Source organism: Clostridioides sp. ES-S-0054-01 (genome assembly GCA_021561035.1).
Taxonomy (GTDB): Bacteria; Bacillota; Clostridia; order Peptostreptococcales; family Peptostreptococcaceae; genus Clostridioides.
This window is the reverse complement of sequence record CP067346.1, coordinates 1,756,299-1,782,414: the sequence shown is the minus strand read 5'-3', so window position 1 is coordinate 1,782,414 and position 26,116 is coordinate 1,756,299. Positions and strand designations below refer to the sequence as shown.

At 27.0% G+C, this 26,116-nt stretch carries 24 protein-coding genes and 4 pseudogenes; 10 read left to right on the top strand and 18 right to left on the bottom strand.

The window, feature by feature from the left end; all coding sequences use genetic code 11:
• Window positions 1–158: 158 nt before the first annotated feature.
• The 3 genes and pseudogenes from JJC02_08595 to JJC02_08585 form a co-directional block, all read right to left on the bottom strand.
• Window positions 159–1,481, bottom strand: coding sequence for a sigma-54-dependent Fis family transcriptional regulator (locus JJC02_08595; GenBank protein UDN56195.1), 1,323 nt, complete (start codon window positions 1,479–1,481; stop codon window positions 159–161).
• Window positions 1,481–3,475 carry a transporter substrate-binding domain-containing protein gene (locus JJC02_08590; GenBank protein ID UDN56194.1) on the bottom strand — a complete coding sequence of 665 codons (1,995 nt, stop codon included), beginning with the start codon at window positions 3,473–3,475 and terminating at the stop codon, window positions 1,481–1,483. The genes JJC02_08595 and JJC02_08590 overlap by 1 nt, the downstream gene beginning before the upstream one ends.
• 83 nt (window positions 3,476–3,558) lie before the next feature.
• A pseudogene (locus JJC02_08585) lies at window positions 3,559–4,081 on the bottom strand (hypothetical protein).
• 225 nt (window positions 4,082–4,306) lie between these two features.
• Here JJC02_08585 and JJC02_08580 point away from each other — a divergent pair.
• Both JJC02_08580 and JJC02_08575 read left to right on the top strand, forming a co-directional pair.
• Window positions 4,307–4,852 carry a helix-turn-helix domain-containing protein gene (locus JJC02_08580; protein ID UDN56193.1) on the top strand — a complete coding sequence of 182 codons (546 nt, stop codon included), beginning with the start codon at window positions 4,307–4,309 and terminating at the stop codon, window positions 4,850–4,852.
• Between the two features lie 13 nt (window positions 4,853–4,865).
• Window positions 4,866–5,042 (top strand): annotated as a pseudogene (locus JJC02_08575) (noncanonical pyrimidine nucleotidase, YjjG family).
• A gap of 157 nt (window positions 5,043–5,199) precedes the next feature.
• On the opposite strand, the gene JJC02_08570 reads toward JJC02_08575, so the two are convergent.
• The 4 genes from JJC02_08570 to JJC02_08555 form a co-directional block, all read right to left on the bottom strand.
• Window positions 5,200–5,820: a hypothetical protein gene (locus JJC02_08570; protein UDN56192.1), complete on the bottom strand. Its 621-nt coding sequence runs from the start codon at window positions 5,818–5,820 to the stop codon at window positions 5,200–5,202.
• Window positions 5,810–6,832, bottom strand: coding sequence for a methyltransferase (locus tag JJC02_08565; protein UDN56191.1), 1,023 nt, complete (start codon window positions 6,830–6,832; stop codon window positions 5,810–5,812). Before JJC02_08565 ends, JJC02_08570 begins: the two co-directional genes overlap by 11 nt.
• A 1-nt stretch (window position 6,833) precedes the next feature.
• The gene (locus tag JJC02_08560) at window positions 6,834–7,472 is read right to left on the bottom strand and encodes a cobalamin-dependent protein (GenBank protein UDN56190.1); all 639 of its coding nucleotides are present in this window, start codon (window positions 7,470–7,472) and stop codon (window positions 6,834–6,836) included.
• A 127-nt stretch (window positions 7,473–7,599) separates the two neighbouring features.
• Window positions 7,600–8,751 (bottom strand): GNAT family N-acetyltransferase, encoded by a 1,152-nt coding sequence (locus tag JJC02_08555; GenBank protein UDN56189.1) that lies wholly within the window; start codon window positions 8,749–8,751, stop codon window positions 7,600–7,602.
• Window positions 8,752–9,172: 421 nt separating this feature from the next.
• Here JJC02_08555 and JJC02_08550 point away from each other — a divergent pair, with 421 nt between their 5' ends.
• Window positions 9,173–9,985, top strand: a complete 813-nt coding sequence (locus JJC02_08550; GenBank protein UDN56188.1) for an Mrp/NBP35 family ATP-binding protein — start codon at window positions 9,173–9,175, stop codon at window positions 9,983–9,985.
• Window positions 9,986–10,074: 89 nt separating this feature from the next.
• On the opposite strand, the gene JJC02_08545 is transcribed toward JJC02_08550, so the two are convergent.
• The 7 genes from JJC02_08545 to JJC02_08515 form a co-directional block, all read right to left on the bottom strand.
• Window positions 10,075–10,266, bottom strand: a complete 192-nt coding sequence (locus JJC02_08545) for a hypothetical protein (protein ID UDN56187.1) — start codon at window positions 10,264–10,266, stop codon at window positions 10,075–10,077.
• Between the two features lie 230 nt (window positions 10,267–10,496).
• Window positions 10,497–11,708, bottom strand: a complete 1,212-nt coding sequence (locus tag JJC02_08540; GenBank protein UDN56186.1) for a nitrogenase component 1 — start codon at window positions 11,706–11,708, stop codon at window positions 10,497–10,499.
• Window position 11,709: 1 nt separating this feature from the next.
• Complete coding sequence (locus JJC02_08535) at window positions 11,710–12,987, bottom strand: oxalate:formate antiporter (protein ID UDN56185.1); 1,278 nt, start codon at window positions 12,985–12,987, stop codon at window positions 11,710–11,712.
• Window positions 12,988–13,086: 99 nt separating this feature from the next.
• Complete coding sequence (locus tag JJC02_08530; protein UDN56184.1) at window positions 13,087–13,881, bottom strand: ABC transporter ATP-binding protein; 795 nt, start codon at window positions 13,879–13,881, stop codon at window positions 13,087–13,089.
• Window positions 13,881–14,861: an iron ABC transporter permease gene (locus JJC02_08525; GenBank protein UDN56183.1), complete on the bottom strand. Its 981-nt coding sequence runs from the start codon at window positions 14,859–14,861 to the stop codon at window positions 13,881–13,883. Before JJC02_08525 ends, JJC02_08530 begins: the two co-directional genes overlap by 1 nt.
• Window positions 14,862–14,877: 16 nt before the next feature.
• Complete coding sequence (locus JJC02_08520; protein UDN56182.1) at window positions 14,878–15,768, bottom strand: ABC transporter substrate-binding protein; 891 nt, start codon at window positions 15,766–15,768, stop codon at window positions 14,878–14,880.
• Window positions 15,769–15,809: 41 nt separating this feature from the next.
• Complete coding sequence (locus JJC02_08515) at window positions 15,810–16,559, bottom strand: AAA family ATPase (GenBank protein ID UDN56181.1); 750 nt, start codon at window positions 16,557–16,559, stop codon at window positions 15,810–15,812.
• Between the two features lie 148 nt (window positions 16,560–16,707).
• On the opposite strand from JJC02_08515, the gene JJC02_08510 reads away from it, so the two are divergent.
• From JJC02_08510 to JJC02_08500, 3 genes are all read left to right on the top strand, one after another.
• Window positions 16,708–17,448, top strand: coding sequence for an AraC family transcriptional regulator (locus tag JJC02_08510; GenBank protein UDN56180.1), 741 nt, complete (start codon window positions 16,708–16,710; stop codon window positions 17,446–17,448).
• Window positions 17,449–17,756: 308 nt separating this feature from the next.
• Window positions 17,757–19,376: a Na/Pi cotransporter family protein gene (locus JJC02_08505; protein UDN56179.1), complete on the top strand. Its 1,620-nt coding sequence runs from the start codon at window positions 17,757–17,759 to the stop codon at window positions 19,374–19,376.
• Between the two features lie 313 nt (window positions 19,377–19,689).
• A complete protein-coding gene (locus JJC02_08500) occupies window positions 19,690–19,884 on the top strand; it encodes a peptide ABC transporter substrate-binding protein (protein UDN56178.1) in 195 nt (64 codons plus the stop codon).
• A 234-nt stretch (window positions 19,885–20,118) separates the two neighbouring features.
• On the opposite strand, the pseudogene JJC02_08495 reads toward JJC02_08500, so the two are convergent.
• The 3 genes and pseudogenes from JJC02_08495 to JJC02_08485 form a co-directional block, all read right to left on the bottom strand.
• A pseudogene (locus tag JJC02_08495) lies at window positions 20,119–20,635 on the bottom strand (hypothetical protein).
• Window positions 20,613–20,867 (bottom strand): annotated as a pseudogene (locus JJC02_08490) (hypothetical protein). The pseudogenes JJC02_08495 and JJC02_08490 overlap by 23 nt, the downstream one beginning before the upstream one ends.
• A 262-nt stretch (window positions 20,868–21,129) precedes the next feature.
• Window positions 21,130–21,411, bottom strand: coding sequence for a hypothetical protein (locus JJC02_08485; GenBank protein UDN56177.1), 282 nt, complete (start codon window positions 21,409–21,411; stop codon window positions 21,130–21,132).
• 306 nt (window positions 21,412–21,717) lie between these two features.
• On the opposite strand from JJC02_08485, the gene JJC02_08480 reads away from it, so the two are divergent.
• From JJC02_08480 to JJC02_08465, 4 genes are all read left to right on the top strand, one after another.
• Window positions 21,718–21,984: a DUF3795 domain-containing protein gene (locus JJC02_08480; protein UDN56176.1), complete on the top strand. Its 267-nt coding sequence runs from the start codon at window positions 21,718–21,720 to the stop codon at window positions 21,982–21,984.
• Between the two features lie 267 nt (window positions 21,985–22,251).
• On the top strand, window positions 22,252–23,016 hold the full coding sequence (locus JJC02_08475) for a 1-acyl-sn-glycerol-3-phosphate acyltransferase (protein UDN56175.1): 765 nt from the start codon (window positions 22,252–22,254) through the stop codon (window positions 23,014–23,016).
• 62 nt (window positions 23,017–23,078) lie between these two features.
• Window positions 23,079–23,363, top strand: coding sequence for a transcriptional regulator (locus tag JJC02_08470; protein UDN56174.1), 285 nt, complete (start codon window positions 23,079–23,081; stop codon window positions 23,361–23,363).
• A 342-nt stretch (window positions 23,364–23,705) separates the two neighbouring features.
• Complete coding sequence (locus tag JJC02_08465; GenBank protein UDN56173.1) at window positions 23,706–24,245, top strand: DUF1697 domain-containing protein; 540 nt, start codon at window positions 23,706–23,708, stop codon at window positions 24,243–24,245.
• A gap of 312 nt (window positions 24,246–24,557) precedes the next feature.
• Here JJC02_08465 and JJC02_08460 read toward each other — a convergent pair whose 3' ends face one another.
• Window positions 24,558–26,102 carry a hydantoinase/oxoprolinase family protein gene (locus JJC02_08460; GenBank protein UDN56172.1) on the bottom strand — a complete coding sequence of 515 codons (1,545 nt, stop codon included), beginning with the start codon at window positions 26,100–26,102 and terminating at the stop codon, window positions 24,558–24,560.
• Window positions 26,103–26,116: the final 14 nt, after the last annotated feature.

Genomic DNA, 26,116 nt, shown 5'->3' with positions numbered 1-26,116 from the left:
AAATTTGAATTTTTAAATTACATCAGTATTGAATTTACCAATAATTATTGTAAATATTAATTTTTAAAGCTATAATAAAAAAGATAAACAGAAGTTTTCTGCTTATCTTTTAATATAGTTTGAGAAATTTTCTTCTCACTTAATGAGAAGTTTTTTTCTCACTTAATATTATATTCTGATATTTTGTTAGTTAATTGTCTTCTACTAATCTCCAATTTTTTAGCTGTGTTTGAAATATTATTTCCACATAAAGATAAAACCTTTTCAATATACTCACATTCAAACTCTTTTCTTATTTCTCTTAAAGGTCTAATACTTATTTTATTGTCTATATACACATTATTTGATATTAAATTTAAATTATCTTTTGATAAACTACCTTCTTCACTTAAAACTACAAGTCTATTTATTATATTTTTTAATTCTCTTATATTTCCTGGATAATTGTAATTTAATAAAAAATCCTTTACTTCCTTATCAATTGAGTATATCTTTTTATCATGTTCAATTTGATACTTATTTAAGAAAAATTCTACAAGAGTAGTTAAGTCTTCCCTTCTCTTTCTTAGTGGTGGTATAGTTATTGTTATTGTACTTATCCTATAAAAAAAATCTTCTCTTATATTTCCACTTGATATTTCTACTTTTGGTTCTTTATTCATCGCACAAATTAACCTAAAGTCAACTTTAATGGATTTATTACTTCCTATCTTCTCTATGGATTTGTCCTCAAGTGTCCTCAAAAGTTTTACTTGAACATTTAAAGGTATATCTCCTATTTCATCCAAAAATAAAGTTCCTTTATTCGAAAGTTCAAATCTGCCTTTTCTACTATCCACTGCTCCTGTAAAAGAGCCTTTTTCATGTCCAAACAGCTCAGATTCCAATAGATTTTCTGAAAAAGAGCAGCAATTTACAGGCACAAATATCTCATTCTTTCTTGGGCTTATACTATGTATATATCTAGCTAGTATATCTTTCCCTACACCAGATTCCCCCAAAATTAATATATTAACATCTTTACAAGCAGCTTTTTCTGCTATTTTTATAATATCATTAAAATCTCTATTTTTAGATTCTAAAGTAAATTCTAAATTATTTTTTTGTATAGAAACTGATGCTTTCTCCGCCTTTACTTTTTCAATTTCTTCTAATAAATTTTCAATGGGGTTACTTTTTATAAAATAAGATAGAGCTCCTCTTTTCATAGCATCAACTGCATTTTCAATACTTCCATATCCTGTAACTAATATAACTTCTATATTTCTATTAATAGATTTAATTCTATCTAATAGCTGTACTCCATCCATATTTTTCATCATAACATCAGATAAAACCAAATCATAATTCTTATCTTTTCTAATTATATTTATAGCTTCTTCACCACTTAGTGCTATATCTACAAGATAGCCATTCTTTTGTAGAATTTTTTTCATTACCGCTCCATACTCTAGCTCATCATCAACTACTAGTATTTTCATTATATAGTCACCTCTTTATTTAGTGGAATTTTTACATGAAAACAAGTTCCAATCCCCAATTTACTTTCAACACTTATATCTCCATTATTCTTTTTAATCTCGTTATAAGTAATATATAAACCTAAACCAGTTCCCTCGCCTATTGGCTTTGTAGTATAAAAAGGATTAAATATATCCTTCAGAGCATCTTCTTTTATTCCTTCACCGTTATCTTTAAAATCTATAAACAAACAATGATTTTTTACATAACAGTATATAATAATTTTTCCATCTTTATGTATTGCATCTACTGCATTAGAAATTAAATTTATAAATACATGTTTTAATGATTCTCCATTTATATAACATACTAAATTATTATCACAGTCGATTTTTATTTCAACATTCTTTAGCTGTAAGATTTTATACTGAAGTTTCACTATATTTTCAATAAAATTTCTTATATTTATATGTTCTAAATTATCATCTGATATTCTCGCAAAATTTAGCAAGTTGGTTATTATGTTACTTGCTCTGTCTACATTGCTTTCTATTGATTTTACACAATCATTTACTTCTTCTATTGTAACGTTATCTTTTAAAAGATAGCAATTGTTTCTTATTATGCCCAAAGGATTTCTTATCTCATGTGCTACTCCAGAAGCTAGTTGCCCTATAGATATCATTTTGTTTTCTCTAAGTAATTTTGCCTCTACTATTTTATCATTAGTTATGTCTTTAATAAGAACTACTATATACCCAGTATTATTTTTTTTATATTCTACAGGAAAAGTGTTTATCTTTAAAATCTTATTGTGTATTTCTATTTCTCTAGTTTTATGCGTATTTTCAGAAAAGGTATTTTCAATAATACCTTTTATCATGTTAATCAAATCTTCTATTTTATAACTTATTTCGCCTATAAAATCATATAGTACTTTGTTCGACTCTACTATATTATTATTTTCATCTACAAGCATTATTATATCTGTGATGCTATTAAAGGTTGCCTCCAAAGTTTTTTTATTTTCTATTACCTCTTCTGTTTTTCTTTTTATTTCTATCTTTAACAAATATGTATAGCTATAAAAAAAATAAATTGATATTAAAATTATACCTATAAAAAGATAAATACTAGGCGTAACTCCTCTCTCATATAATATATCATCAACTCCATTATATGTAGAGTACCATTTTTTCTTTAAGTCTTTATACACTCCATTTTTCTGAAGTTTAAAAATCCCTTTATTCAAAATACTGACCAACGCTTCATATTGTTTAGGTACAGCAAGAACTGCCTTTTTAGTATATATAGGATTACTTAAAACATTGTATTTATTTGAAAGTCCATAATTATTTATATAATATCTTAATACTGGTTCATCACCAACAACTGCATCTGCACTTCCCGATATCAAATGCTTGACTCCAGTCTTTATATCTGGAGTCAATAGAATATTTACATCTTGAACTTTTTGCTTCAAAAATTTTATAGAATAGTCACCTTCTGGAATTGCTACTGTTTTTCCCTTTAAATCCATGTAACTATTTATATCTTGAGATTTTTTATCTTTTAATATATTTGCACTCAAAGTATATATTGGGTCAGTAAATATAAATTTACTTGCCCTTTCTTTTGATGGTATCAAGTCAAAAAACTTTATACTATCATCTATTGAATTTATGAAAGATTCTTTCCACCAAGTATTTGGTTTAAAATAAAAATCTCTACCAATTTGAATTGACAGAGAATTTATTAAATCAACAATAATTCCCTTATACTGTCCATCTTCTTTACCTTTATATCTCAAAGGAGGGGAACTTTGGTCAGAGCTATAAATCAAATTCTTGTGTTTTTCTAGCCACTTTTTTTCTTCTTCTGTAAATGGAAGTGATTTCTCAATATATTCAAATACATTTAGATTATACTCCATATTTACATACATATTTGTAAGTGAAAACACCACTAAAAAAGAGTAAATAATTCCTATAATAACTATCTTTTTTTTATTCACTTTAAAACTCCAATCTTCTTTTTTACTATAATAAATTCAATATTTAATAACAAAATCCTACTTTTTTCATTAAATATTTATATTTATTGTAAAATTAATTGAATAGATGTTGAAATTGTAGTTATTACTATTCCTATCAGTGCTTCATATGGAATTAATCTAAATCTTTCTCCTATATCCATATTTATACTACTTGCACTAGTATGAAATAATGAGCCAGGTGGTAATTGCTCGAACACACTAGAGCCTGCATTTACTATTGAAGCCCCTGAAATTGGTGCTAATAATACCATCATTGAAACAGCAATCGAAAACAAAACTCTCTTTTCACCAAATATTCTTACAATCTGTTCTGATATCTTATCTACTGCCCCTGTCTTTATTAAACTTCCAGCTAATACATGATGCTAAAGCTATAAGAATTGATGGTGATATATTCATAGCTCCAGTTGTCATAAAATCTACAGTTTGTGTTATGTTTGCTCCTCCAACTAATCCTCCAATAAATGCTCCTAACATTAAACTATATACAGCTTGAAATTTTTTTATAATTAAAATAATTGCTATTAATAATCCAAATATCGCTCCAAAAGTTGTTATTTGCATAATATCACCTCCTATCATAAGTTAATTATTTTTTACTTAATTTTATTTAAATATATTTTAAGTATCCTGTATTCACTTGTCAATTATATTTTAATTTATTCAATTATATTGAACATAGTTTTTTCAAAACTTCATTATATATGTTATAATAATTTCATACTATATAATCTTTTTACTTGATTATTTTAAGTTAATATTTTTAAATTAAAAAGAGAGGATATTCATATGAATGATTTAAATTTAGGACAAAAAATAGCTGAAGTTCGAAAAAAACAAAACTTAAGTATTCGAGATTTAGCAAAACTAGCTGATGTCACACCATCATTATTAAGCCAAATAGAACGAGGTCTTGCTAATCCATCTGTAAACTCATTAAAATCTATAGCCTCTTCCCTAAACGTTCCTTTATTTACATTTTTTGTATCTGAGGTAGATAAAAAAAGCTTGATAGTAAGACATGATAGTAGAAAAAGAGTTATTTTACCTGGAAGCAAAGAAGTTGTATATGAGATTTTAATTCCAGACTACAGTGGTAATTTAGAATTTGCAATTATGGATTTATCTCCAAATACTTCTTCTTGTGTTGATAGAATTACTCATAATGGAGATGAAATTGCATATGTTCTGGAAGGAGAAGTTAAACTCTTTATGGATGATGATGAGTTTACTTTATTCAAAGGGGATAGTGTAAAGATTCCTTTAGGAACAAAACATAAATGGCAAAATGATTCAAATAGTGAAAGCAAAGTAATTTTTGCAGTCATCTTATAAAAGAATAAAACCCATGAAAACATATAAATTTATATGTTTTGATTCAGATGACATCTTGTTTGATTTTAATAAGAGTGAATCACATGCTTTTAAAATACTTCTATCTGAATTTGATTTAGAACTTAATTTCGAGAAGTGTATAAAATCATATAGAAATATAAGCGATAAACTTTGGCTTGACCTTGAAAAAATACACTTCTTGAATTGGAGAAACTACTGTAACTCTTAAAGCTATACATATTAAATATAATATTATTTTGCAATAATTTTTTTGGTTTATAGATATAAAATAACAAAAAAAATTATTGCAATTTACACATAAAACAAATCTTAATCTTAAAAGCTGGCTAAAAACATTTTCTAGGACATTTACTGCATCTTGATTCTAAATTTTCTTCATCACCCATCAAAATAAGCATTGCGACACTTTTTATGGGAGATAGTTGATGATAATCATTGATTTCTATTTCTATATTATTATATTTATTTTTTATATAGTTATAAATATCCTTTTGTCTCTCTACTTCAAAATCTTTATCTCCCGGATATATCTCATGTGATATGTTGAAGCTAGCATATTTTTCTTTTAAGCACATTTTTATTTTCTCATTAATACAGTCTAAATATACTATACCTATTTTGTCAAGTGCTAATCCTGCCATCATATTGCAAGTTTTCATATAATCATTCATCTTGATGTCAATTTTATCTCCTATTGTATATAGTATAGCAAATGCTTTTTTACATTCTTTAGGCATTTTATCAATATCAACTTCACTTATATATACCTTAATATCCAAAATATTATTTATATTTTTTATTTCTCTTTCCACGATTTCAATAATTGTATCGGGTGCTTTTCTATTTCCATACCCCAAAAACTTTAGCACAATGTTCTTATCTATAAAAATATCTTCTAAATTTATATTCTCTAAAAGATATTCATTTTCATTACTATTATAATTCATCAATATCAATCCTATCTAATTCTTTATAACTAATTCTTCCTGCCTTTATAGCTGCTTGTAAATTTTCTACTGGAGTGGTATTTAAGCAGTTACATCCAAAATCACATAAGAAATTATCGTATCCTCTCATCTTCTTTAACAGCTTTAGTGTCTCTCTTCTGATTTTATCTGGGTTAGAACGTCCAAGAAGTTTTATTGGGTCCAAGTTACCAATCAACACTATATCTCTAGGAATCATTGGAGCAATTTCTTCATAGTTTAAAATTTGGTCTAAACTTACTGCATCTATATTACAACTTAACATATTATCTAATAATTCTCTGGTGTCTCCACATATATGCATACCTTTCCAACAATCAAGTTCATCGTAAATTTTATTTAAATTTTTTACTATATATTCATCAAATCTATCTTTACTTAAGGTTACTGATGTTGGTTCTGCTATTGAAATATATTTTGCTCCTGCTTTATTTGCAGCTACGGCATATCTTCTTACCAATTCAGTTGTAAATTCCAATAGTTCTTCTACAAATTTTTTATCAGTTATTATGCATCTTAAAAGTTGTGTAGCTCCAGCTAATTGACCTGCAAGTGTAAATGGACCTTGTATCGACTCATATAGTGGTTTTTTAATATTTTTTGATATAAGTGATAAGCTTTCTATATTGAGTGGCATACGTCCACTTGTATAAGGGTCTGGAACGTCTAATTTTCTTAGTTTTTCCCTGTCAGTTATAGTATGTGTTAATACACTTGGAAAATCATAATCTGGCCTTAATGTCTCTAAACCCAGAGTTTCGCAAAATGTAATACCATCACAGAATGAGTATATAAAGTCTGATTCAAAATACTTGTCCATAGTTTTTGCTAATTCTAATTGTAAATCTACACTATCATACACTTCATATGCCTTTTTATTTATTAAAAACAGTCCATTTGTACCCATATCAGGAAGAAAAAAACCTCTATCTTCACTATTTATATATTGAAGTAAAGTCATATCTGAAAACACGTTAAACTTCACCTCCTATAAGTTTGTTTATTAATTTTACTGCTTTTGGAGCATTTGAGCTATATCCATCTGCTCCTATTTCTTCTGCAAACTCCATACTTACAGGACCACCACCAATTATTACTTTTGGTCTTTTATCTATATTAATCCTATTAAGCTCGTCTATAACTGATTTCATATTTTCCATCGTTGTTGTCATCATTGAAGATAAGCCTATTATATCCACATTGTTTTTTATAGCTTCTTCTATTATATCTTCACTTTTTCTATTTACACCTAAGTCAATAACCTTATATCCAGTGGCTTCCACCATTACCTTTACAATATTTTTTCCTATCTCATGAGTATCTCCTTCTACTACAGACATTAGAATTACTCCCTTTGATTTTTTCTTTACTTTTCCAGTTCCTTTCAAAAGATTAATCCCTTTATTTAATGCGTCTGTACATACTATAACTTCTGAAAGATAGTATTCTTTATTCTCAAATTTATCTAAAGCTCCTATCATACCTTTATTTAAACCATATTCATAAATATCTTCCACATCAATATTTTTATCTATAGCAATTTTTACTAAATTTTCTATATTGTCTACACCCATATTTAATATACATTCTGCTATATCATCAAGTATGTCCATATAATACTCATCCCTTCTAATTCCTTACAAAATTTCTTTTTTAATATCCAATAATTTCTGTTATTTAATAAGAGCTCACTTTAGGTATTAATTCTCTTTTATTTAATACAGTCTAAAAGTATAACAATTATTGATAATTTAAATTTGCAGTCCATGGAAAATCTACAGGAAATGCCTTTGTAGCAAATTCATGTATATTTTTTAGATGTTTAAATTCATTGTACTGCTCTTCATTTTTCTCAAAAAATAGTTTATTAAGCTTATCCAAACTTTCTATTACGAGTTCTTCCTCTTTGTACTTAATAATATATTTATTTTCAACTTGTTTAAATTCCATGTATTTTAATAATTTAGAATCTACATATTGATTAAAATAACTTCTTAAACTATCACATAGCTTAGTAAAGTTTATTATTTTCATAGTTCCTTGTTGGTAGTCCAAAGATTTTGTTCTATTACATTTCAACTGGTCTTTAAGATTTCTCACATGTACTTTATAATTTAAATATTCTAATCCAAATTTATTTGTAACATATTTCAATACATTTTCAACATTTACAGAATTTAACCCTATCTCAGCCACTTCTCCTACAATAGAATCCTCTTTTTTTATTGTTCTTATTATCAAGTATCCTATTACATCATTATTTTCTTTTATAAATATCTTTTTGTAATCAATCGGTCCCCAAGCAATAGTTGCTGCATGCAATAATTTTTGAAACTCATCCCTTGTTCTTATAAATCTAGTACTATTTTGATTATACAGTTCAATCATTTTATCTAAATCATCATCTTTTTCAAAATTAGTTTCATCAAATTCAACTATTTCATATGGTATTTTCACATCTTCAGGTTTTATTGTATATTGGTAGAAACTTTTTATCAAACTGCAATTTCTTCTACTGTATAAACTTCTTGTTCCTGAAATGATTACAATATCTACACCATCATAAAACATTTTTTCTTCTACTTTATCCAATATCTTAGATGAATATCCTCTCTTTTCATAATCTGGATGAGTACATACTCCACCTATGGCTGCAACCTTCACCCTACTTCCTTGAATAGATACATCTTGAATTAGATAATTTACATCAGAAACCACTTTATCATCTTCTGATATTATAATCATATTTTCTATATTATTTTTATTTAGTAAAATAGGAAATTCCTCCATCATAGTTGGTTTATGATTTCTCGATATCCTAAATACATAGTTTATTAATTCTATTACTTTATCAAATTCTTCTACTTTTGCACTTCTTGGTATTGATTCCATCTATATTCCTCCAAATATTATTTAAGATACCCAAACTCTATTACCTATAATAAAATATTTATTACTACATTTCTAATTATATCTTTTTTCTTTACAATTTTTAATTGTTTTTTTCATCAAATTTTTATAAAACATGCATCTAATTTCCAATTTCACTTATAAAATGACCAGTTATTTATAACATGTTGAAATATTTTTTATATATTTATATTATTAAGGTCTATAGGTCAATTGAAATAATCATTTCTTAAGAAGGTTATAATTCTTTTATTGCCTTCTTTTTTTATTATATACTATGAATAAATCAATAGAAAATTTTCTAAGTTACTTTTAAATAATGACTTTATTATTCAATTGTACTAAAATAGTATATGTAGGTTAAAAATAATCTAATAAATACTAAAGTTTGGAGGTAATAGATATGGCAGATTGTAATTCATGTCCATCAAAGGGAAATTGTAATAGTCAATCAAATTGTTCTATTGAAAATAACCCTAACAATAAATTTGGAAAAATAATTGGTGTTATGAGTGGGAAAGGTGGAGTTGGAAAATCAACTGTAACTGCTTTACTTGCTAATAAACTAAACAAAATGGGATATAAGGTTGGTATATTAGATTCAGATATAACTGGACCAAGTATTCCTAGACTTATGGGTGTAAAAAATGTAAAAGCTTATTCTGATGGCTCTTATATTTATCCTGTAGAAAACTCAAACAACATAAAAGTAATGTCTATAAACCTTATGATAGATGATGAAAATGAACCTGTTGTTTGGAGAGGACCTTTACTTGGAGGAGTTGTAAAGCAATTTTATACTGATGTACTTTGGGAAGAATTGGACTATTTATTAATAGATATGCCTCCTGGTACTGGTGATGTTGCATTAACAGTTATGCAATCCATACCTATAAGTGGAATAGTTATGGTTTCAGTACCTCAAGATTTAGTATCTATGATTGTATCAAAAGCTGTTAATATGGCTAAAAAAATGAACATAAATGTTCTTGGAGTTATTGAAAATATGAGTTATATCCAATGCCCTGATTGTTCTAAAAAAATCAAGTTATTTGAAGGAGAATCTACTGAAAAGTTTTTAGATGATTTAGACTTAGAGCTTTTAGGAGAGCTTCCTATGACTAAAGAAATTATAGATATTACTCATAATGGAGTTACAGAAATTAGCGACGATTTAGATTCAATATTGACTAATGTAGTTGAAAAAATTAAATAAATAAAAATTTTTATAATTTTATATTTATCAAAAAAAGAGGCTTGTATTTATTTTATAATCATACAAATAAATATAAACCTCTTTTATGTTTATCTATGTTTTAAATACACAAAATATTCTTCTATCTTGTCTTCATGCTTTACTTTTACTAGGTATTCATTATAATGAGCATTATATGGCTTAGTCATTTTGCATTCTATTACATTTTCTATGTCTTCTAATTCTAAAAGTTCTACATCCTTTAAAAATTTTCTTTCTATGAGTTCCATTAATCTTTCCATAATATATCCTCACTTCCCCTATAATTAAGATAAACTATATATCCTCTTAATACAAAGTTTACCTGTTTATTATATTATATCCAATATCTTACAGTTTCTAACATAACTCATAAATTATTTTAGCAAATAGAGATTGATTTTTTAATAAATATGCTTCTTTTTTATAAAAATTCTCCTAATAAACACTTTTTTATGTATTATATATGTATTTAATAATATTTTTTATATATTTAATACTGTATATTTAGTATTTTTTCAATTACATAAAGAATTCCTCTTAATCCTACAAAAGGAGTATATGGATATATATTTACACTTTTTAGGTTTGGATTACTTATCTGCATATCTAACTTTGAATTATGTTTCATATCGATGCTAGCACCATCTCCAAATAGTGCTAATAATTCATTCTCTTTTAAATATTCGCTTCTATCCAGTTCATCGTTCCCAATATACACAGATTTGTCATTACAATCTATATTATGTAATACATTAACCCTATCAATTTCAAGACCTAACTCCTCTAATAAGTCTCTAAACCCTAATGTGGTATCATAATCTCCAAACACAGCACATTTTTTACTTCCTTTATAAAAATAAAACTTTCTTTTTATATTAAACATATACCTTTTTATATTAGATATTTCAGCCTCATAGGTATTTTTATCTAAATCCCATGTAGTTACTTTTTGTATTTCACTTATAAATTCTTCAGTATTTTTTATTCCATAAGGTTTCTTGTATACATAAGGTATATTATATTTATCTTTCATAAAAGTTGCTGCTTTTATACCTTCTTTTCTAAGTACTATATTTAAACTTGATTTAGACGCAGTTTCTATCTCATCTATTGATGTATATGATGTAAAGGTTACATTTACTTCTTTTTTAAAAAAAACTTTCATCATTCTTTTAATTTCTTCGCAATCTGCTAAAAAATTAAATTGGTCTATAGTACATCCAACTATATTAAAACTATCCAATTTTTCACTACTTTCTTTGACTACTTCCTTTGCCAATATATAAAGAAACTCTTCCACTCCTTGGTTATAGTCATCTCTCAACCCACCTGTTGTAATTGGAATTAGTCTACAGTTTACAGATTCCCTTAAAATATTACATATCCCAATTATATCTGTCCCTATAATTGAAGATACAGATGAAGCCATTACAAAAATATACTTTGGTTTAATATTATTATCTATTTCAATTATAGCTTTCTCCAGTCTATCATAATTTCCAAAAGTAACATCACTTTCACTCATATGTGTTGAATAAATTTTAGCCTTATCTTCTCCATTTAAGCTTCCAATTGCTTCTATAGCATAATGAGTTGTGCCTGATGGTCCAAACTCTATAACACAGGCTTCATTTATTGATGATACTGTAAATATTATTCCCATTCTGTCAGAAGGATTTGGAAAATATTTATATATTTCCATCTTAGATTACTTCCTTTCTTGCAGATTTCTCTACATCAAATAATTTAATTAAGGTTTTCATTATTCCTATTGGAAGCTCAAAACCTATTTTTTGTGCATGTTCATCTAATGTTATTTGCATAAGCCCTTTCTCTCTTAATAACATTGGATTTTCATGTCCTATATAAATATCTGCATTTATATTTTCATACAAACTTCTAAGTGGAGCTATATTTGCAATTCTACTTACATATGGATTGTATCCTTTTTTTATTATATTATCTTTAAATAAACTATCTTGTTCATAAAGTTCTCTCACTTGGATAAATTCTGGAACCAGTCCTAATTCAGTTAAAAAATCGACTGTTTCAAATGCCATCATTGGTGTATTCCCATAAATCAATTTTTTACCCTCCAACAGATATCTACATTCACTCAATAATGAATTGTATCTCTGTCTCTGCTTTGATAATTCATCTTGTATATCTATGTCTAAAATTTTACAAAGTTTATTATAATTTTCTATTATAATTGATTCTTTCATATTTTTATCAAAATATACATACTCTATCCCAAACTTATTTTTCATATCTTCTGCTAAATCCAAAGCTATCATATCTGTCACTATGTTTAATTTAGCACTAGATGCATTTTTAATGTCTTTTATAGTACACTTAGATGGGATTACACAGTTTATTTTTATATCTTTTTTTACGAGCAATTTTACAAGTTCTGTATCCTCTACATTTTCTTGTCTATGACCTAATATATTGACTCCATCTTTATTTTTATAACTCTCCATAACTGATGATAGACTCTTTAAAGCTCTAGTCATCCCAAGTATATGAGAATTACAAGTATAATGCTCTGTGTTAACTGTCAAAACAGGTATTCCAATCATATCTTCCAATTCATTAGACAAAGCATTATAATCTTCGCCTATTAATTCTGGTACACATGTAGTTACTATCATTATTGCATCAAATTCATCAATTTCTGAAATATACTTTACAGCTTCTACCACTTTTTTTTCTGCACCAAAAACTATGTCCTTATCTTTTAGTACTACTGAATAAACACTATCCTTGCCAAATTGCCTATGATATGCAAAGTTTTTACTATAGTAAGTACATTCATTCGTTCCTACTATTACAAGAGCCATATTTTTTATATATGATGCAGTCAATACAACTCCAAACAATGGACAATGTGTTCCTGGAAATACAGCATATGATAAAGACTTTATATCTTTATCACAATCTATATCTTTTAATCTATTTAATACATCTAAAGTATACATATGTTTTCCTTTCTACTCTTATTATCCATGTAAACTCAAACTTATAAATTTGCATAGATAATAACCTTTGCTTTCTAATTATTTATAAATATTACATTTTCATATACTACTAGTTCTTCTACATAACATTATTGGGTGAATCCTAGGCTTTTTACTAATTGGGTCTATATCTATATCACATTTCACTTTGTAAACTTCTTTTATTATTTTTTCACTTATTACCCTATTTGGATGCCCATCTGCTACTATAGAACCATTATTCATAATAATAAGTCTATCACTGTATTTACTAGCTTGATTTATATCATGTAAAACCATAATTATAGTCATTTTAAATTTTTTATTTATATCTCTTATAAGCTCCATAAGTTCCAATTGATGTGATATATCTAGATATGTTGTTGGTTCATCTAGTAAAAGTATATCTGGTTTTTGGCAAAGAGCCATTGCCAACCATACTCTTTGTCTTTCACCTCCAGATAGATTACTCACCAACTTATCTTTATACGTTTCAAGACCTGTATTTCTCATTGCCCAAGTCACTATCTCATCATCATTCTTATTTTTGCCTTCAAAAAAACCTTTATGTGGTATTCTTCCATAATATATTAAGTCTTTTACCTTTATATCTCTTAAAGATACATTGTGTTGAGCTAATAATGCCACTTGCCTTGAAATCTCTTTATTACTCATAACTTTCATATTTTTTTTACCAATGTATATGTCACCTTGTCTGATTTTTAGAATTCTAGACAATGATTTAAGAAGTGTAGACTTTCCTGAACCATTTGGTCCTAATATAGATACTACTTCACTTTTTTTAATACTTACACTTAAGTTGTCTATGATAATCTTATCTTCATAACCTATCTTAATATTTTTTACATTGAACATTAATAACTTCCTCTCTTTCTTAATAAATATAAGAAGAATGGACCTCCTATTATGGACATGATAACGCCCACTGGAATCTCTATTGACCCACCGATTGTCCTAGCTAACGTATCTGCAATTAATAAAACTATGCTTCCTAGTATTATACTAAATGGGATTGTATATTTATGGTCACTACCAAGTAACATACGTGTTATATGTGGTACGATTAGACCTACAAAACTAATAACACCTACTATAGAAGTAGAAACTCCAGCTAAAAATATTGCCACTAATGATATTATGAACCTGCTTTTGTTTACATTAAAACCTAGATTTGTAGCTGCATCATCTCCCAATTGTAGCACATTTGCACTTCTAATAAGAAAAATTGCTCCTATCAGACCTATTATGGAATACCATATCAGCATATTTACATCAGACCATGTCTTTGTTGCCAGACTCCCATTTAACCACAACATTGCACTTTGAATTCTTTCACTATACATGGTTGATAAATACGATATCACACCACCTAATATAGTGTTTACAGCTACTCCAGCTAGTATAATTCTTTCTGGTCTAAGACCATTTTTATACGCCATTAGATATACTACTACACAAGATATAAGACCTCCTATAAAAGCAACTATTGGTAGCATACTTGTGTATTGTGGAAATAGAAGCAATATTATAATAGCAGCTACACTTGCACCAGTTGATATCCCTGTTATTCCAGGGTCTGCTAATGGGTTTTTCATAACAGCTTGTAATAATAGACCAGAAACAGCTAAATTTGCTCCAACCAATGCTGATAATATATTTCTAGGTAGTCTCATCTTATATACAATTGTAGTAACCATTGGATTATTTTCATTTATCAATGCATCAAATATTTCTCTAAGGCTTAAGTTTACACTACCTATAGTAGAAAAAAGAATTAGCAAAGCAATTACAGTTATCATACCTGTAACTATTAATAAAATTTTTTTGTTATCCATATTATTCACCTAAAGTTTATTTATCTCCATACAAGATATCTCCCAATTTATTTATTGAATCTTTAACATGTATATTTGCAGATACATTAAATATACTTGAATCTAAATCTATAACTTTCCCATTTTTTACTGCATCTAATGTAGCCCATACAGGGTTTTTATCAAAAGAATCATCAAATGCTTTTTTAGTCTCTTCAATATTTCCATGTGCAAATCTAAGTATATAATCTGGATTTTCTTTCAAAATTTGTTCTAAACTAAATTGTATATAATCTGATTCCACATTATCTGTTAGGTTATCAGCTATATTTTCAGCACCTACTGTTTTTACTAAATCTCCAAGATATGAACTTTTTGTAGCTAGCATAAAATTATTTCCACCACCAAATAAGATTGCCACTTTTGGCTTTTTATCTTGTTTCTTTGCCTTTTCTGCTACAGATTGTTCTACTCCCTCTAATTCATCTATAAGTTTTTTTGCTTCACTCTGTTTATTTATTTTTTCACCTAAATTCTCTATACTTTTAAGGAATTTTGTATATGTACCAGTCTCAAAATAAAAAGTATCTAGGTTATATTCTTTCATACTTTTTTCAACATTTTCTTTAAACATACTATCAACTATAAATACATCTGGTTTTAGAGATGCTACAATCTCTAGGTCTGGATTCATAGCCTGACCTACTTCTGGTAAGTTTTTATATTTTTCTGGTAAATCAGATTTAGTAGTTGGTATTCCTACCAATGTAGCATCCAATTTATCTAATACTTGTGTAGCTGCCACTGTAGCTGAAACCACATTTACGTTATTATTTGTCTTTTTAACCTCACCATCTGATGGCTTTGAGCATCCTGTTAATATTAATGAGCTAAACAAAAATACGGAACATAACTTTTTTAATTTCATAAAATTTCCTCCATAATAAACTTAATTTTAAACATAAATTTTTAGTTATTTTGCATAATTTTATTTGCAAGTTCTATATATACTTCTGACATTTCATTGTTTTTATCTTCTTCTATAACAGTTCGTCCATTATTCTCAGACTGCTGTACAATTTTATTTCTTGGTATGTAATGAAAAACTTCACTTTTTATTTCATCAGCCAATTTGTCAACTAATTCCCTTTCATTTTCAACGTTTTTTGCATTTAATATAAGACCTTTTAAAGAAGCATATCCCCTATTTTTAAATTGTTCTACAGCCAAAGATATATTACTTGCAGCGTACATTGACATCATTTCTCCAGAAGTTACTATGTACACGTCCTTTGCAAATCCATTTCTTATTGGCATTGAGAAACCTCCACAAACAACGTCTCCTAGAACATCATAAATTACTACATCTGGATTATATATTTCAAATGCTTTTAATTCTTCCAATTTTTCAAAAGCTGCTATTATACCTCTTCCTGCACAACCTACACCCGGAGTTGGCCCTCCAGCTTCAATACATAACACTCCCTTATAACCTTCAAACACTATATCATCAAGCTCTAGTTCTTCCTTTTTTTCTTTCATTACATCAAGAACTGTTGGTATAAATTTTCCTTTCATTAAGTTTTTTGTGGAATCAGATTTTGGGTCACACCCTATCTGCATTACCTTATATCCTAAATGAGAAAGTGCTGCCGATAAATTGGAAGTTGTTGTTGATTTTCCAATTCCTCCTTTCCCATAAATAGCTATTTTTTTCATTGACTTTCTACCTCTCTTACATCATAATATTATTTAACGAAATTAATTATCATTCGCAATAACTATTTTAATTGATATATTTTTTTAATTCTTAACTATATTTGTTTTTTTATAAAAATATTTGTATAAATTTAAATGAGGTGATTTTTTGAAAGATTTTAAAGATGATATGAAACTCATCGTCAACGATTTTTTTGACTGTTGTAATATTCCAACAAAGGTATTTAGTAAGGATTTAAAAGAGATTTGCAGTATTGGATATGACACTACTTTAGAAATATATTTCTCAAGTTTAAATATATTTAACAATATAAACAGTACAGATTTTATATCTAATAAAAATCTATCCTATATAATATTAAGTTTTTGTGATGACCTACATTTTTTAGTTATGCCTATACATAAGTTTGATGTCTCAAGTGGTTACTTCATTGTAGGTCCTTTTAAATCATGTATAAATAATGATATAGAATTTTCTAATATACCACTTAAGCCCTTATCATGTTTAGATTACATATCAAATCTTTTATCAGAAATATGCCAGGATAAAATGAAACATAAGCCAGCTCTTAGTTTTTATGTAAAGAAAACTATAGATTATATTCATAAAAACTACTCAGAAGATATAACAGTAAGCGACATATGTAATGACCTACAACTTAATAAAAGCTATTTTTGTTCTCTGTTTAAGAAAGAAAGTGGATATACTTTTACTAATTTTTTAAATAAAGTTAGAGTTGAAAAAAGTAAAAAATATCTATTAGAAAAAGATTTATCTATTTTAGATGTTGCTGTACTAGTTGGATTCAATAGTCAAAATTACTATAGCATGGTTTTTAAAAAGTTTAATAACCTTACACCAATTGAATATAAGAATATTTATAACTAAAAAATATCGTTCTAAAAAGGATGATATTTTTTACATAGTTTTTATAATTATAGTTAATTCTTTGTTAAATTAATTGTACATAAAATACTCAAAATCTAAGTTCAAGTATTTAAATTACTATATATCATAAATTTTCTAAAGTTAACAACAACTTAAAGATTTAACATTCTCTTAACGTACACTTAACAAAACATTAATATTTTTATTGACAAAATTTGTTATTCTATATTATGGAAACAATAAATTTTAGTTAATAAAGTTTATAATTCAGATAAAAAATTTATTAATTTCTTAAGGGAGGAAATATCGTGAATATAGTAATTAGCCTTATCGGTGGACTTGGACTTTTTCTTTATGGGATGAGTTTAATGGGAGAAGGTTTACAAAAATCAGCAGGAAACAAATTAAAAAAAATTATTGAACTCTTAACAAGTAATGTTGTTATGGGTGTACTGGTAGGTACAGTTGTTACAGGTATTATACAAAGTTCAAGTGCTACTACCGTTATGGTTGTAGGATTTGTAAATGCGGGTATAATGAATCTAAGTCAAGCTATTGGTGTAATAATGGGGGCAAATATAGGTACTACAGTTACAGCTCAATTAGTTTCATTTAATCTTGAAGGAATAGCACCAATTGCTCTAGGTGTAGGTATTGTATTATATTTATTTACATCAAATCAAAAAACAAAGCATTTATCTGAAATACTTATAGGTTTTGGTATATTATTTACAGGGATGGAATTTATGAAAGATGCAGTAGCTCCACTTGCTGAATATAAAGCATTTACTGATGCACTCTTATACTTTAGTAAAAATCCTATATTAGGTATATTAGCAGGATTCGCTATAACTGGTATTGTTCAAAGTTCGAGTGCATCTATGGGTATGTTAATAGCATTAGCTTCTCAAGGAATACTTCCTCTATCATCTGCTTTACCTATCCTTTATGGAGATAATATAGGTACTTGTGTCACTTCACTTATATCAAGTGTTGGTGCAAGTAGAAATGCTAGACGTGCAGCTGTAATGCATTTAAGTTTTAATATCATTGGTACAATAATATTTATGCTTGTTTTAAATAAACCTATATCAGCTATAGTTACTCATTTTGACCCAACTGATACAGCCAGACAGATAGCAAACGCACATACTTTATTTAATCTTACAAATGTTATAATACTATTACCATTTTCTAAATACATAGTTAAATTAGCAAATAAACTTATACCTATTAAAGAAACTGAATCAGAAATAGTAAATAATACTAAATACTTAGATGAAAGGATGTTTAGCACACCATCTATAGCACTTGGTAATACTGTACAAGAAGTTGTAAGAATGGGTCATAAAGCTACAAACTCTTTAGAATATTCAATTGCAGGATTTTTAAATAAGAGCAATGAAGATATTAATAAAGCTTTTGAATCAGAAAAAGTTGTCAATAAATTACAAAAAGATATATTGAACTATCTATTGAAACTTTCTAAAGAACCTCTTAGAGATGATGAACGTTTTAGAACAGATTTACTTTTTAATACTGTAAATGACATTGAAAGAGTCTCTGACCATGCAGAAAATATAGCTGAATTAGCTATGAATGTTAAGGAAATGAATATTAGTTTCTCTGATAGTGCGATAAGAGAAATATATGAAATATACAATAAGACTATTACTAATTTCAAGGATGCTTTAATAGTTTTAGATGTTAAAGATTTTGAGTTAGCAAATAAAGTTTTAGAAGTTGAAAATGAAGTAAACTACTTAGAAAAAACTTTTAGAAATTCACATATGATTAGATTAAACAACGGAAATTGTACAATTGATGCTGGTGTACTTTATCTTGACTTACTTACTAATTTAGAAAGAATTTCTGACCACTCAACAAATATAGTAAAACAAGTATTAAAACTTAAACAAAAAATATAGTGATTACTTTTGTATGTAATCCTAATTAATAAGAAATAAGAAGCTATAGATAATGCTTATATCATTTATAGCTTCTTATTTTTTATATAATACTCAAATTTTTATAGTATTCTCTTATTATTAAACAATTCCTGTCTAGAATATTCCAAATATATATGATTTATTTTATAGAACATCAATAATAACCAATATTTACTTTATTTATCTTCATTCAGCAATGTAATAAGTTTATTTTATATTTGGATACTATTATATAATCTAAATATGTTATTATATACTTGGATATTTTCATATTAATAGGAGGGATTCTACAATGATAAATTATATGGTAGAAATTATATATAACGAAAAAATAAGCGAGGTAGAAAATACATTAAAAATTGAAAATATACAATATGAATTTACTTCTCGTGATGGTTTTATATTTTTTGGTTTTTATGAGATGCTAGATGCATATAGATTTGAAACTTTATGTTCAGATGAAAGAATTCAATTTAAAAGAATATAATAAATAGAAAAAAGTACATATTGCTAGACCATTTGTTTTTTAAGCTTAGGCTATGTTTTAATGTAGCGTTGATATTATAAACAATTTTAATAATAAAAAAGTAGGGGTATCATATTGATATACTCCTACTTTTAGCTCGTATTATATTAATATTATTCATCAAAACTACCCTACAAACTGGAACTTATCATTCTTTCATAATTTTAAACTGTCATATTTAAAATATGTAAAATTCTACTTGAGTTTTGCATAAACATAATACCAATCATTATCTAATTCAAAAGTATATTTAGTAATTTCCATTTTATTTTCTTTTAATATATTAATTAAACTTTCATGTGTAAATAGTGTAAATGATAAATCACTTTCATATAAATTAACACTGTTATCTTCATTAATCTCTTAAAATAATATTTCCACTTTTAACTCTTTTTACATGCCATTTAATATCTAATAATATAAAGAGATGTATTCTTTACCTTTGTATTTTAATTTATTATAAACTGTGAAATGTTTATTTTCTAAAATTACTTTATCCATTTAATGCTAATGCAGTTGCCTGAATATCATTACCACATGCTGAATCAATAATTGAAAGTGTATCTTTGTCATATGATGATAATAATTGTACATGAGTTTCCATAAAGTCTAACTGTTTAATGCCATCAGTTGATATATCTCAATATAAAGAGTTATAAAACCAATTCATTTTAAATAAAACATAATTTTTAGTGTTTTCTGATATTTTCATCAAACAATATCCCTATTCCTCCTAATAGAGCTAATATAGAACCAAAATTTTTATATTGAGAAATAGATTGGTCTAGATAAATATTATATTGGTTAGTATCCATAGTTCCTCCATTTTGTTGAATAATATGCTCTGCACTAAATTCACCTAAACCTGTACAGCAAAACAATACTACTAACCCAATTATAAAGGCAAATATACATATTGTTAATTTAAAATCCTTATTCTACATAGTTATCCCTCTCATAAGTTAAATTTATTTGATTATTTTTACTAGATGATATATTACTCTTATTATACTATAGAACATATATTTACATCTATTTCCAAAATTGTAACCCTTATAGTTCTTATATATTTAAATTTTCACATAAAAATACACATCTATAAATTATAAATGTGTATTCTGTACCACTACTAATAATAGGTTATACTTTTTTACCAATTTCTAGTTATTTATAACTATTAAAAAATAAATTTCATATAAAATAGTTCTATTGTACGATTGAAACTTTAATAATGTCTCCATTTTTTCTCTCCAAGTGAACTACTTCTCCAGTTAAATCATAGTCAAATGCTTTGACTAATATTTCAGTAACCTTTTTACCATCTACTACATCATCTTTTCCATTAAATAAATCCAAAGCATTATTCTCAATCATTCTCTTTGCAAAATTTACAGGTAACTTTATATGTATTTTATCGCCTGTATGTGATAAGACTCTTATTCTTAAAAACTTTTCTAAATTGTTTCTTGGTGTTTGTTTTGATGCCATGCTATTAAATCACTCCCCTTTATTTTTTATTTAATAATAAATTTTATTCTTAAAAATATATTTATATGTATTTATTATGAAAGTAATACTATTATTTTCTAATTTTGGTTTATATCTATTCTTCTTCAATATATTTATTTGATGAATATCTATAATTTATGACCAATCTCATTTTATAAATGATTTTAAATCTATTTGTGGTGTTAATCCAACAACTTATATAAAAAATTTGTCCGATTTTTACAATGAAAAGTATAAATTTTGATATACAATCATATAAAATTTATATTTAAGGAGTGACTTAGAATGATAGAATCAAGATGTGGAATTTTGTGTTATGAATGTGAGTACAAGGAAAAAGTCAATTGTAAAGGATGTACATGTATTGACAAGCCTTTTTGGGGTGAAGAATGTCCTGTAAAATCCTGTTGTGAAGATAAAAACCTTACACATTGTGGTCTATGTGATGCATTTCCATGTGAAATGCTTAATCAATTTGCATATGATAAAGAACAAGGTGATGATGGAAAAAGAATTGCTCAGTGTAAAGAATGGGCTGTTGTAGCCTTATAATATAATCCCTTATTATAAAGTAAGTACTTTTAAACTGTTGTAGAACAATCTGCAACAGTTTTTATAATTAAATTTAAAGGTTATTTAATTAATTTAATAGAATATTAATCTATTGATTAGGTCTAATTACTAAAATTAGAAGTATAAAATCTTAATTTCTGTCTATTTAAAATATATGTTATAAAATGGAATTGAAATAGACTTAAATTTTGTTTTATGTTAAAATCTTTACAGTAATAAATAATTTTATTTTAAGGAGATAATTTTATGAATAATTACTTAAAATTTGCTACATATCAACTTATAGGCTTTACATCTTCCATACCTAGGCTCATTAAAATTAAAAAGAATCCTGATAAATTTAGCTTAAAAGAAAAATTTGAATTTATGCAAAAACAAGCTAGAAAATCTTTAGATATAGTAAATATAGAACTTAATATAATTGGTAAGGAGACACTACCAAAAGAACCACTTCTATTTGTTGTAAATCATTCTAGTATGCTTGATAGCTTTATACTAACAGCAAGTGTAGAAAGACCAATTGGATGTGTAATTGCAGACGAACCAGTTTGGAGAAATATACCTATATTTAAAGAATGGTCAAAATTGCTAAGATGTGTATATGTAAACAGAAAAAACAATCGAGAAGGTATAAAAAGTATTGCTGAAGCCTCTCAAAATATACTTACAGGTCAAAGTATGGCAGTATTTCCAGAAGGAGATTTAACATGGATTAAAGAACCAAATTCACTGGTTTCAGAGTTTAGAAGTGGAGCTTTAAAAATAGCATATAAAGCAAAATGCCCTATTGTTCCATTAGTAATAAAAAATTCAAAAGATACTTATGAAGGATACCAACCTATTGGTAAAATTAATTCTGTTCCTGTAGAAGTCGAATTTTTAGAACCAATTTATGACCATATCGAAAATCCTAGACTAAAGTCTTCTATACTAGGTGAAAATATAAAAAATAAAATGATAAATACAATAGAAAATTTTAGAAAATCAAATAAAACATTTAAAGAATTTTAATATTAAAATTTATTGACTAAAAAAAATTTTAATGTTAGAATTTTTTTTAAGAGGTGATTAAAGTGGCAAAAAATACAAAGCAAACAACGGTTCATATTGATGAGACGCTACTTAAAGAAGTTAAGAGAATAGGAATTAACGAAAATAAAAGTATATCCCAGATAATAAACGAATCAATAATAGATTATGTATTAGTATACAGAGAAAATGAAGATAAAGAAAAAAATGAACATGATAAGAATCTAAATGAGACAATAAATGCATTTAAAAAAGAAGAAGCAAAAAGAATTCAAGCAAAAAGTGCTACTAGAACTATAGCAGAAGCAAAAAAACGAGTTCTTTATTAAGAAAAACAAAAATCGGTACAAATTAAGCACCGATTTTTTATATTTAAAAAAGTATGTAAATTTGCATTCGGTGCAGGATGTGCAGAATATAACTTGATTAATAAAGAACTTCAAAAATATGCTGAAAACCATGAAAACTGTTATTTTGTCACAGGAGATACCTTATTTTTAAGTCCAGATGGTATCCATATTAATACGTAATCCAAAAGAAAATATATTGCTTTAGAACAGTTTACACTTGGGGAAATTACATATGAAGAAGTTTTGAAAGAATTCTAAAAGATACAAATTCCAGTTTGTGTGACAGAGAAAAATATGAATGTTTAGAGGTGAAATTATTATATGAAAAAATATATCGCATTATTAAGAGGTATCAATATAGGTGGCAAAAACAAGATAGTTATGTCTGAATTAAAAGCAAGCTTTGTAGAACTTGGTTATTCAGAAGTTTCTACATACCTTAATAGCGGCAATGTTATCTTTTTAAGTGAAGTAGATGATAGCAAGGTTCTCTCAAATACAATAGGATTGATGATAAAAAAACAGTTCGAATTGGAGATACCAGTTTTTATTATTTCACAAGAGGAGTTAGAGGATATATTAAATAATGCTCCTAATTGGTGGGGAGATAACAACAAAGAAATATATGATAACCTTATTTTTATGTTTCCTGCCTTATCTTATGACAAATTTTATGATGAGGTTGGAAATCCTAAAGAAGAGTATGAAAAAGTATATCATTATAAAAATGCCATTTTTTGGTCTTTTAGTCGTAAAGATTATCAAAAAACAAATTGGTGGTCAAAGACTGCCAGTTCAAATGTAAGCGATAAGATTACAATTCGCACAGCAAATACAGTAAGAAAAATAGTTGGAATGTGATAAAAGGCAGAAAATTCTATATAAAATAGTTTTGTATAAAAAGTATAAAATCCGGTTAATAGACAAATAGAACTATATTGTTACACAGACAAAGCGAGTCGGATTTAGAGTGGAAATATAAGGATTTGCGTGCAGTTGCACGGTGTACCTGTCAAAAGCAAACAGCCGATAAACCTGAAAAATAGGGATATATCGGCTGTTTGAAAACTTATAAGAAGATAGTCAAAAGTTATGCTGTTTTTATTGATAAAATAAGCTTAAAAATGAATCTAGAAATATTTATATGATTCTGGAAATATTTATATTTATTCTTTAAATTAAATCACCAACAACTTTTACTTTTATAAGAAGTGCATTACCAGGAAGGTATGCAAGCGGAACATCTTCTATATTTAATACTTCTATAGTATCTTCTTTAGCACCAGCTTTTAGAGCTTTATTTACAGCCTCTTTTTTTGCATCTTCTATAGCATCTTCTCTAGACATTTTATCTAAACTGTATACTTTTTCTACATCTCCACTTATTTGACCCAAAGCTGCACCAATAGCATTTGCAGCAGTATAGTGAGGAGGTCTTATAACATTACTTATACCTTTTAGTTTTTCAGGAACAATTATACTTCCTCCACCAGTTAAAACCAATTCAACATCCTCTTGACTAGTTTTCATTTGGTCTACAGCATCTTCTAGTTTTAAAACCACCTTTTTATATACCTCACTACAATACTCCTTATCTAAATTTTCAACATTACTTTTTCTATCTTCAAATGCCATATCTAGCTTTGTAACAACATCTGATAAAGTTAAAGTATCTCCACCAAATATTATTGCATCTTCAGTTATTTTATATCCTACACTTTCAGGACCTATCTTTATATTATCTTTCTCCCCTTTTACACATGTCCCACCAGCAAGACCAATAGTTAAAACATCTGGCATTCTAAAGTTTGTATGTACTCCTCCAATTGTAACTGGAATTGATGATTCTCTAGGGAATCCATTGTATAGTACACCTAAGTCACTTGTAGTTCCTCCAACATCTAGTACTATTGCATTTTTTACTTCTGATAAGAAAGAAGCCCCTCTTATAGAATTTGTTATTCCACATCCAATTGTAAAAATTGGGTATTTCATTGTATACTCTAAATTCATTAATGTTCCATCATTTTGACTAAAATATATTTGAGCATCTATACCTAAATCTTTAAGTGCTTTTTCAAATCCTAAAGATACAGCTTTTCCTACTTGAGATAATGCAGAATTTAAAATAGCTCCATTTTCTCTTTCTAATATACCTATATTGCCTATTTCATTTGATAAGGATATAGGAATATCCCCTAAAATTTCTCTAACCCACTTTGCAACTTCTTCTTCTTGTTGTTTATTTACTGGAGCAAATACTCCACTTATTGCAACACTTTCCACTTTGTCTTTTATTCTATTACAAAATTCTACAACTTCATCCTTACAAAGTTCATTTATCTTTCTACCATCGAACTCATATCCACCAGATACCAATATTGAATCTAACTCTATTTTTTCTCTTAAATCTTCTGGCCAATCTATAAAAGGAAGAATAGCAGTAGTTGCTGGTTTCCCTATTCTTATCATAGCTACATTATTAAGTCTTTTTCTTTCTACGATAGCATTTGTACAATGAGTTGTTCCAAGCATAGCATATTTTATTAAAGAATGGTCAATTTTACTTTCATCTATAACTTTTTTTAAGGCATTGTAAACACCAGTTTCAACATCTTTTGTAGTTGCTACCTTAACTGAATGAATTACTTTTAATTCCCCATCCAGTATACAAGCATCTGTATTTGTTCCTCCAACGTCAATTCCTACACGATACATCAAAATTTCCTCCT

Excerpts from the sequence above, each read along its gene's own strand:
- JJC02_08595 (UDN56195.1), bottom strand. The coding sequence starts at position 1,481 with ATGAAAATACTAGTAGTTGATGATGAGCTAGAGTATGGAGCGGTAATG.
- JJC02_08580 (UDN56193.1), top strand. The coding sequence starts at position 4,307 with ATGAATGATTTAAATTTAGGACAAAAAATAGCTGAAGTTCGAAAAAAA.
- JJC02_08570 (UDN56192.1), bottom strand. The coding sequence starts at position 5,820 with ATGAATTATAATAGTAATGAAAATGAATATCTTTTAGAGAATATAAAT.
- JJC02_08560 (UDN56190.1), bottom strand. The coding sequence starts at position 7,472 with ATGGACATACTTGATGATATAGCAGAATGTATATTAAATATGGGTGTA.
- JJC02_08555 (UDN56189.1), bottom strand. The coding sequence starts at position 8,751 with ATGGAATCAATACCAAGAAGTGCAAAAGTAGAAGAATTTGATAAAGTA.
- JJC02_08550 (UDN56188.1), top strand. The coding sequence starts at position 9,173 with ATGGCAGATTGTAATTCATGTCCATCAAAGGGAAATTGTAATAGTCAA.
- JJC02_08545 (UDN56187.1), bottom strand. The coding sequence starts at position 10,266 with ATGGAAAGATTAATGGAACTCATAGAAAGAAAATTTTTAAAGGATGTA.
- JJC02_08540 (UDN56186.1), bottom strand. The coding sequence starts at position 11,708 with ATGGAAATATATAAATATTTTCCAAATCCTTCTGACAGAATGGGAATA.
- JJC02_08535 (UDN56185.1), bottom strand. The coding sequence starts at position 12,987 with ATGTATACTTTAGATGTATTAAATAGATTAAAAGATATAGATTGTGAT.
- JJC02_08530 (UDN56184.1), bottom strand. The coding sequence starts at position 13,881 with ATGTTCAATGTAAAAAATATTAAGATAGGTTATGAAGATAAGATTATC.
- JJC02_08525 (UDN56183.1), bottom strand. The coding sequence starts at position 14,861 with ATGGATAACAAAAAAATTTTATTAATAGTTACAGGTATGATAACTGTA.
- JJC02_08520 (UDN56182.1), bottom strand. The coding sequence starts at position 15,768 with ATGAAATTAAAAAAGTTATGTTCCGTATTTTTGTTTAGCTCATTAATA.
- JJC02_08515 (UDN56181.1), bottom strand. The coding sequence starts at position 16,559 with ATGAAAAAAATAGCTATTTATGGGAAAGGAGGAATTGGAAAATCAACA.
- JJC02_08500 (UDN56178.1), top strand. The coding sequence starts at position 19,690 with ATGATAAATTATATGGTAGAAATTATATATAACGAAAAAATAAGCGAG.
- JJC02_08485 (UDN56177.1), bottom strand. The coding sequence starts at position 21,411 with ATGGCATCAAAACAAACACCAAGAAACAATTTAGAAAAGTTTTTAAGA.
- JJC02_08480 (UDN56176.1), top strand. The coding sequence starts at position 21,718 with ATGATAGAATCAAGATGTGGAATTTTGTGTTATGAATGTGAGTACAAG.
- JJC02_08475 (UDN56175.1), top strand. The coding sequence starts at position 22,252 with ATGAATAATTACTTAAAATTTGCTACATATCAACTTATAGGCTTTACA.
- JJC02_08465 (UDN56173.1), top strand. The coding sequence starts at position 23,706 with ATGAAAAAATATATCGCATTATTAAGAGGTATCAATATAGGTGGCAAA.
- JJC02_08460 (UDN56172.1), bottom strand. The coding sequence starts at position 26,102 with ATGTATCGTGTAGGAATTGACGTTGGAGGAACAAATACAGATGCTTGT.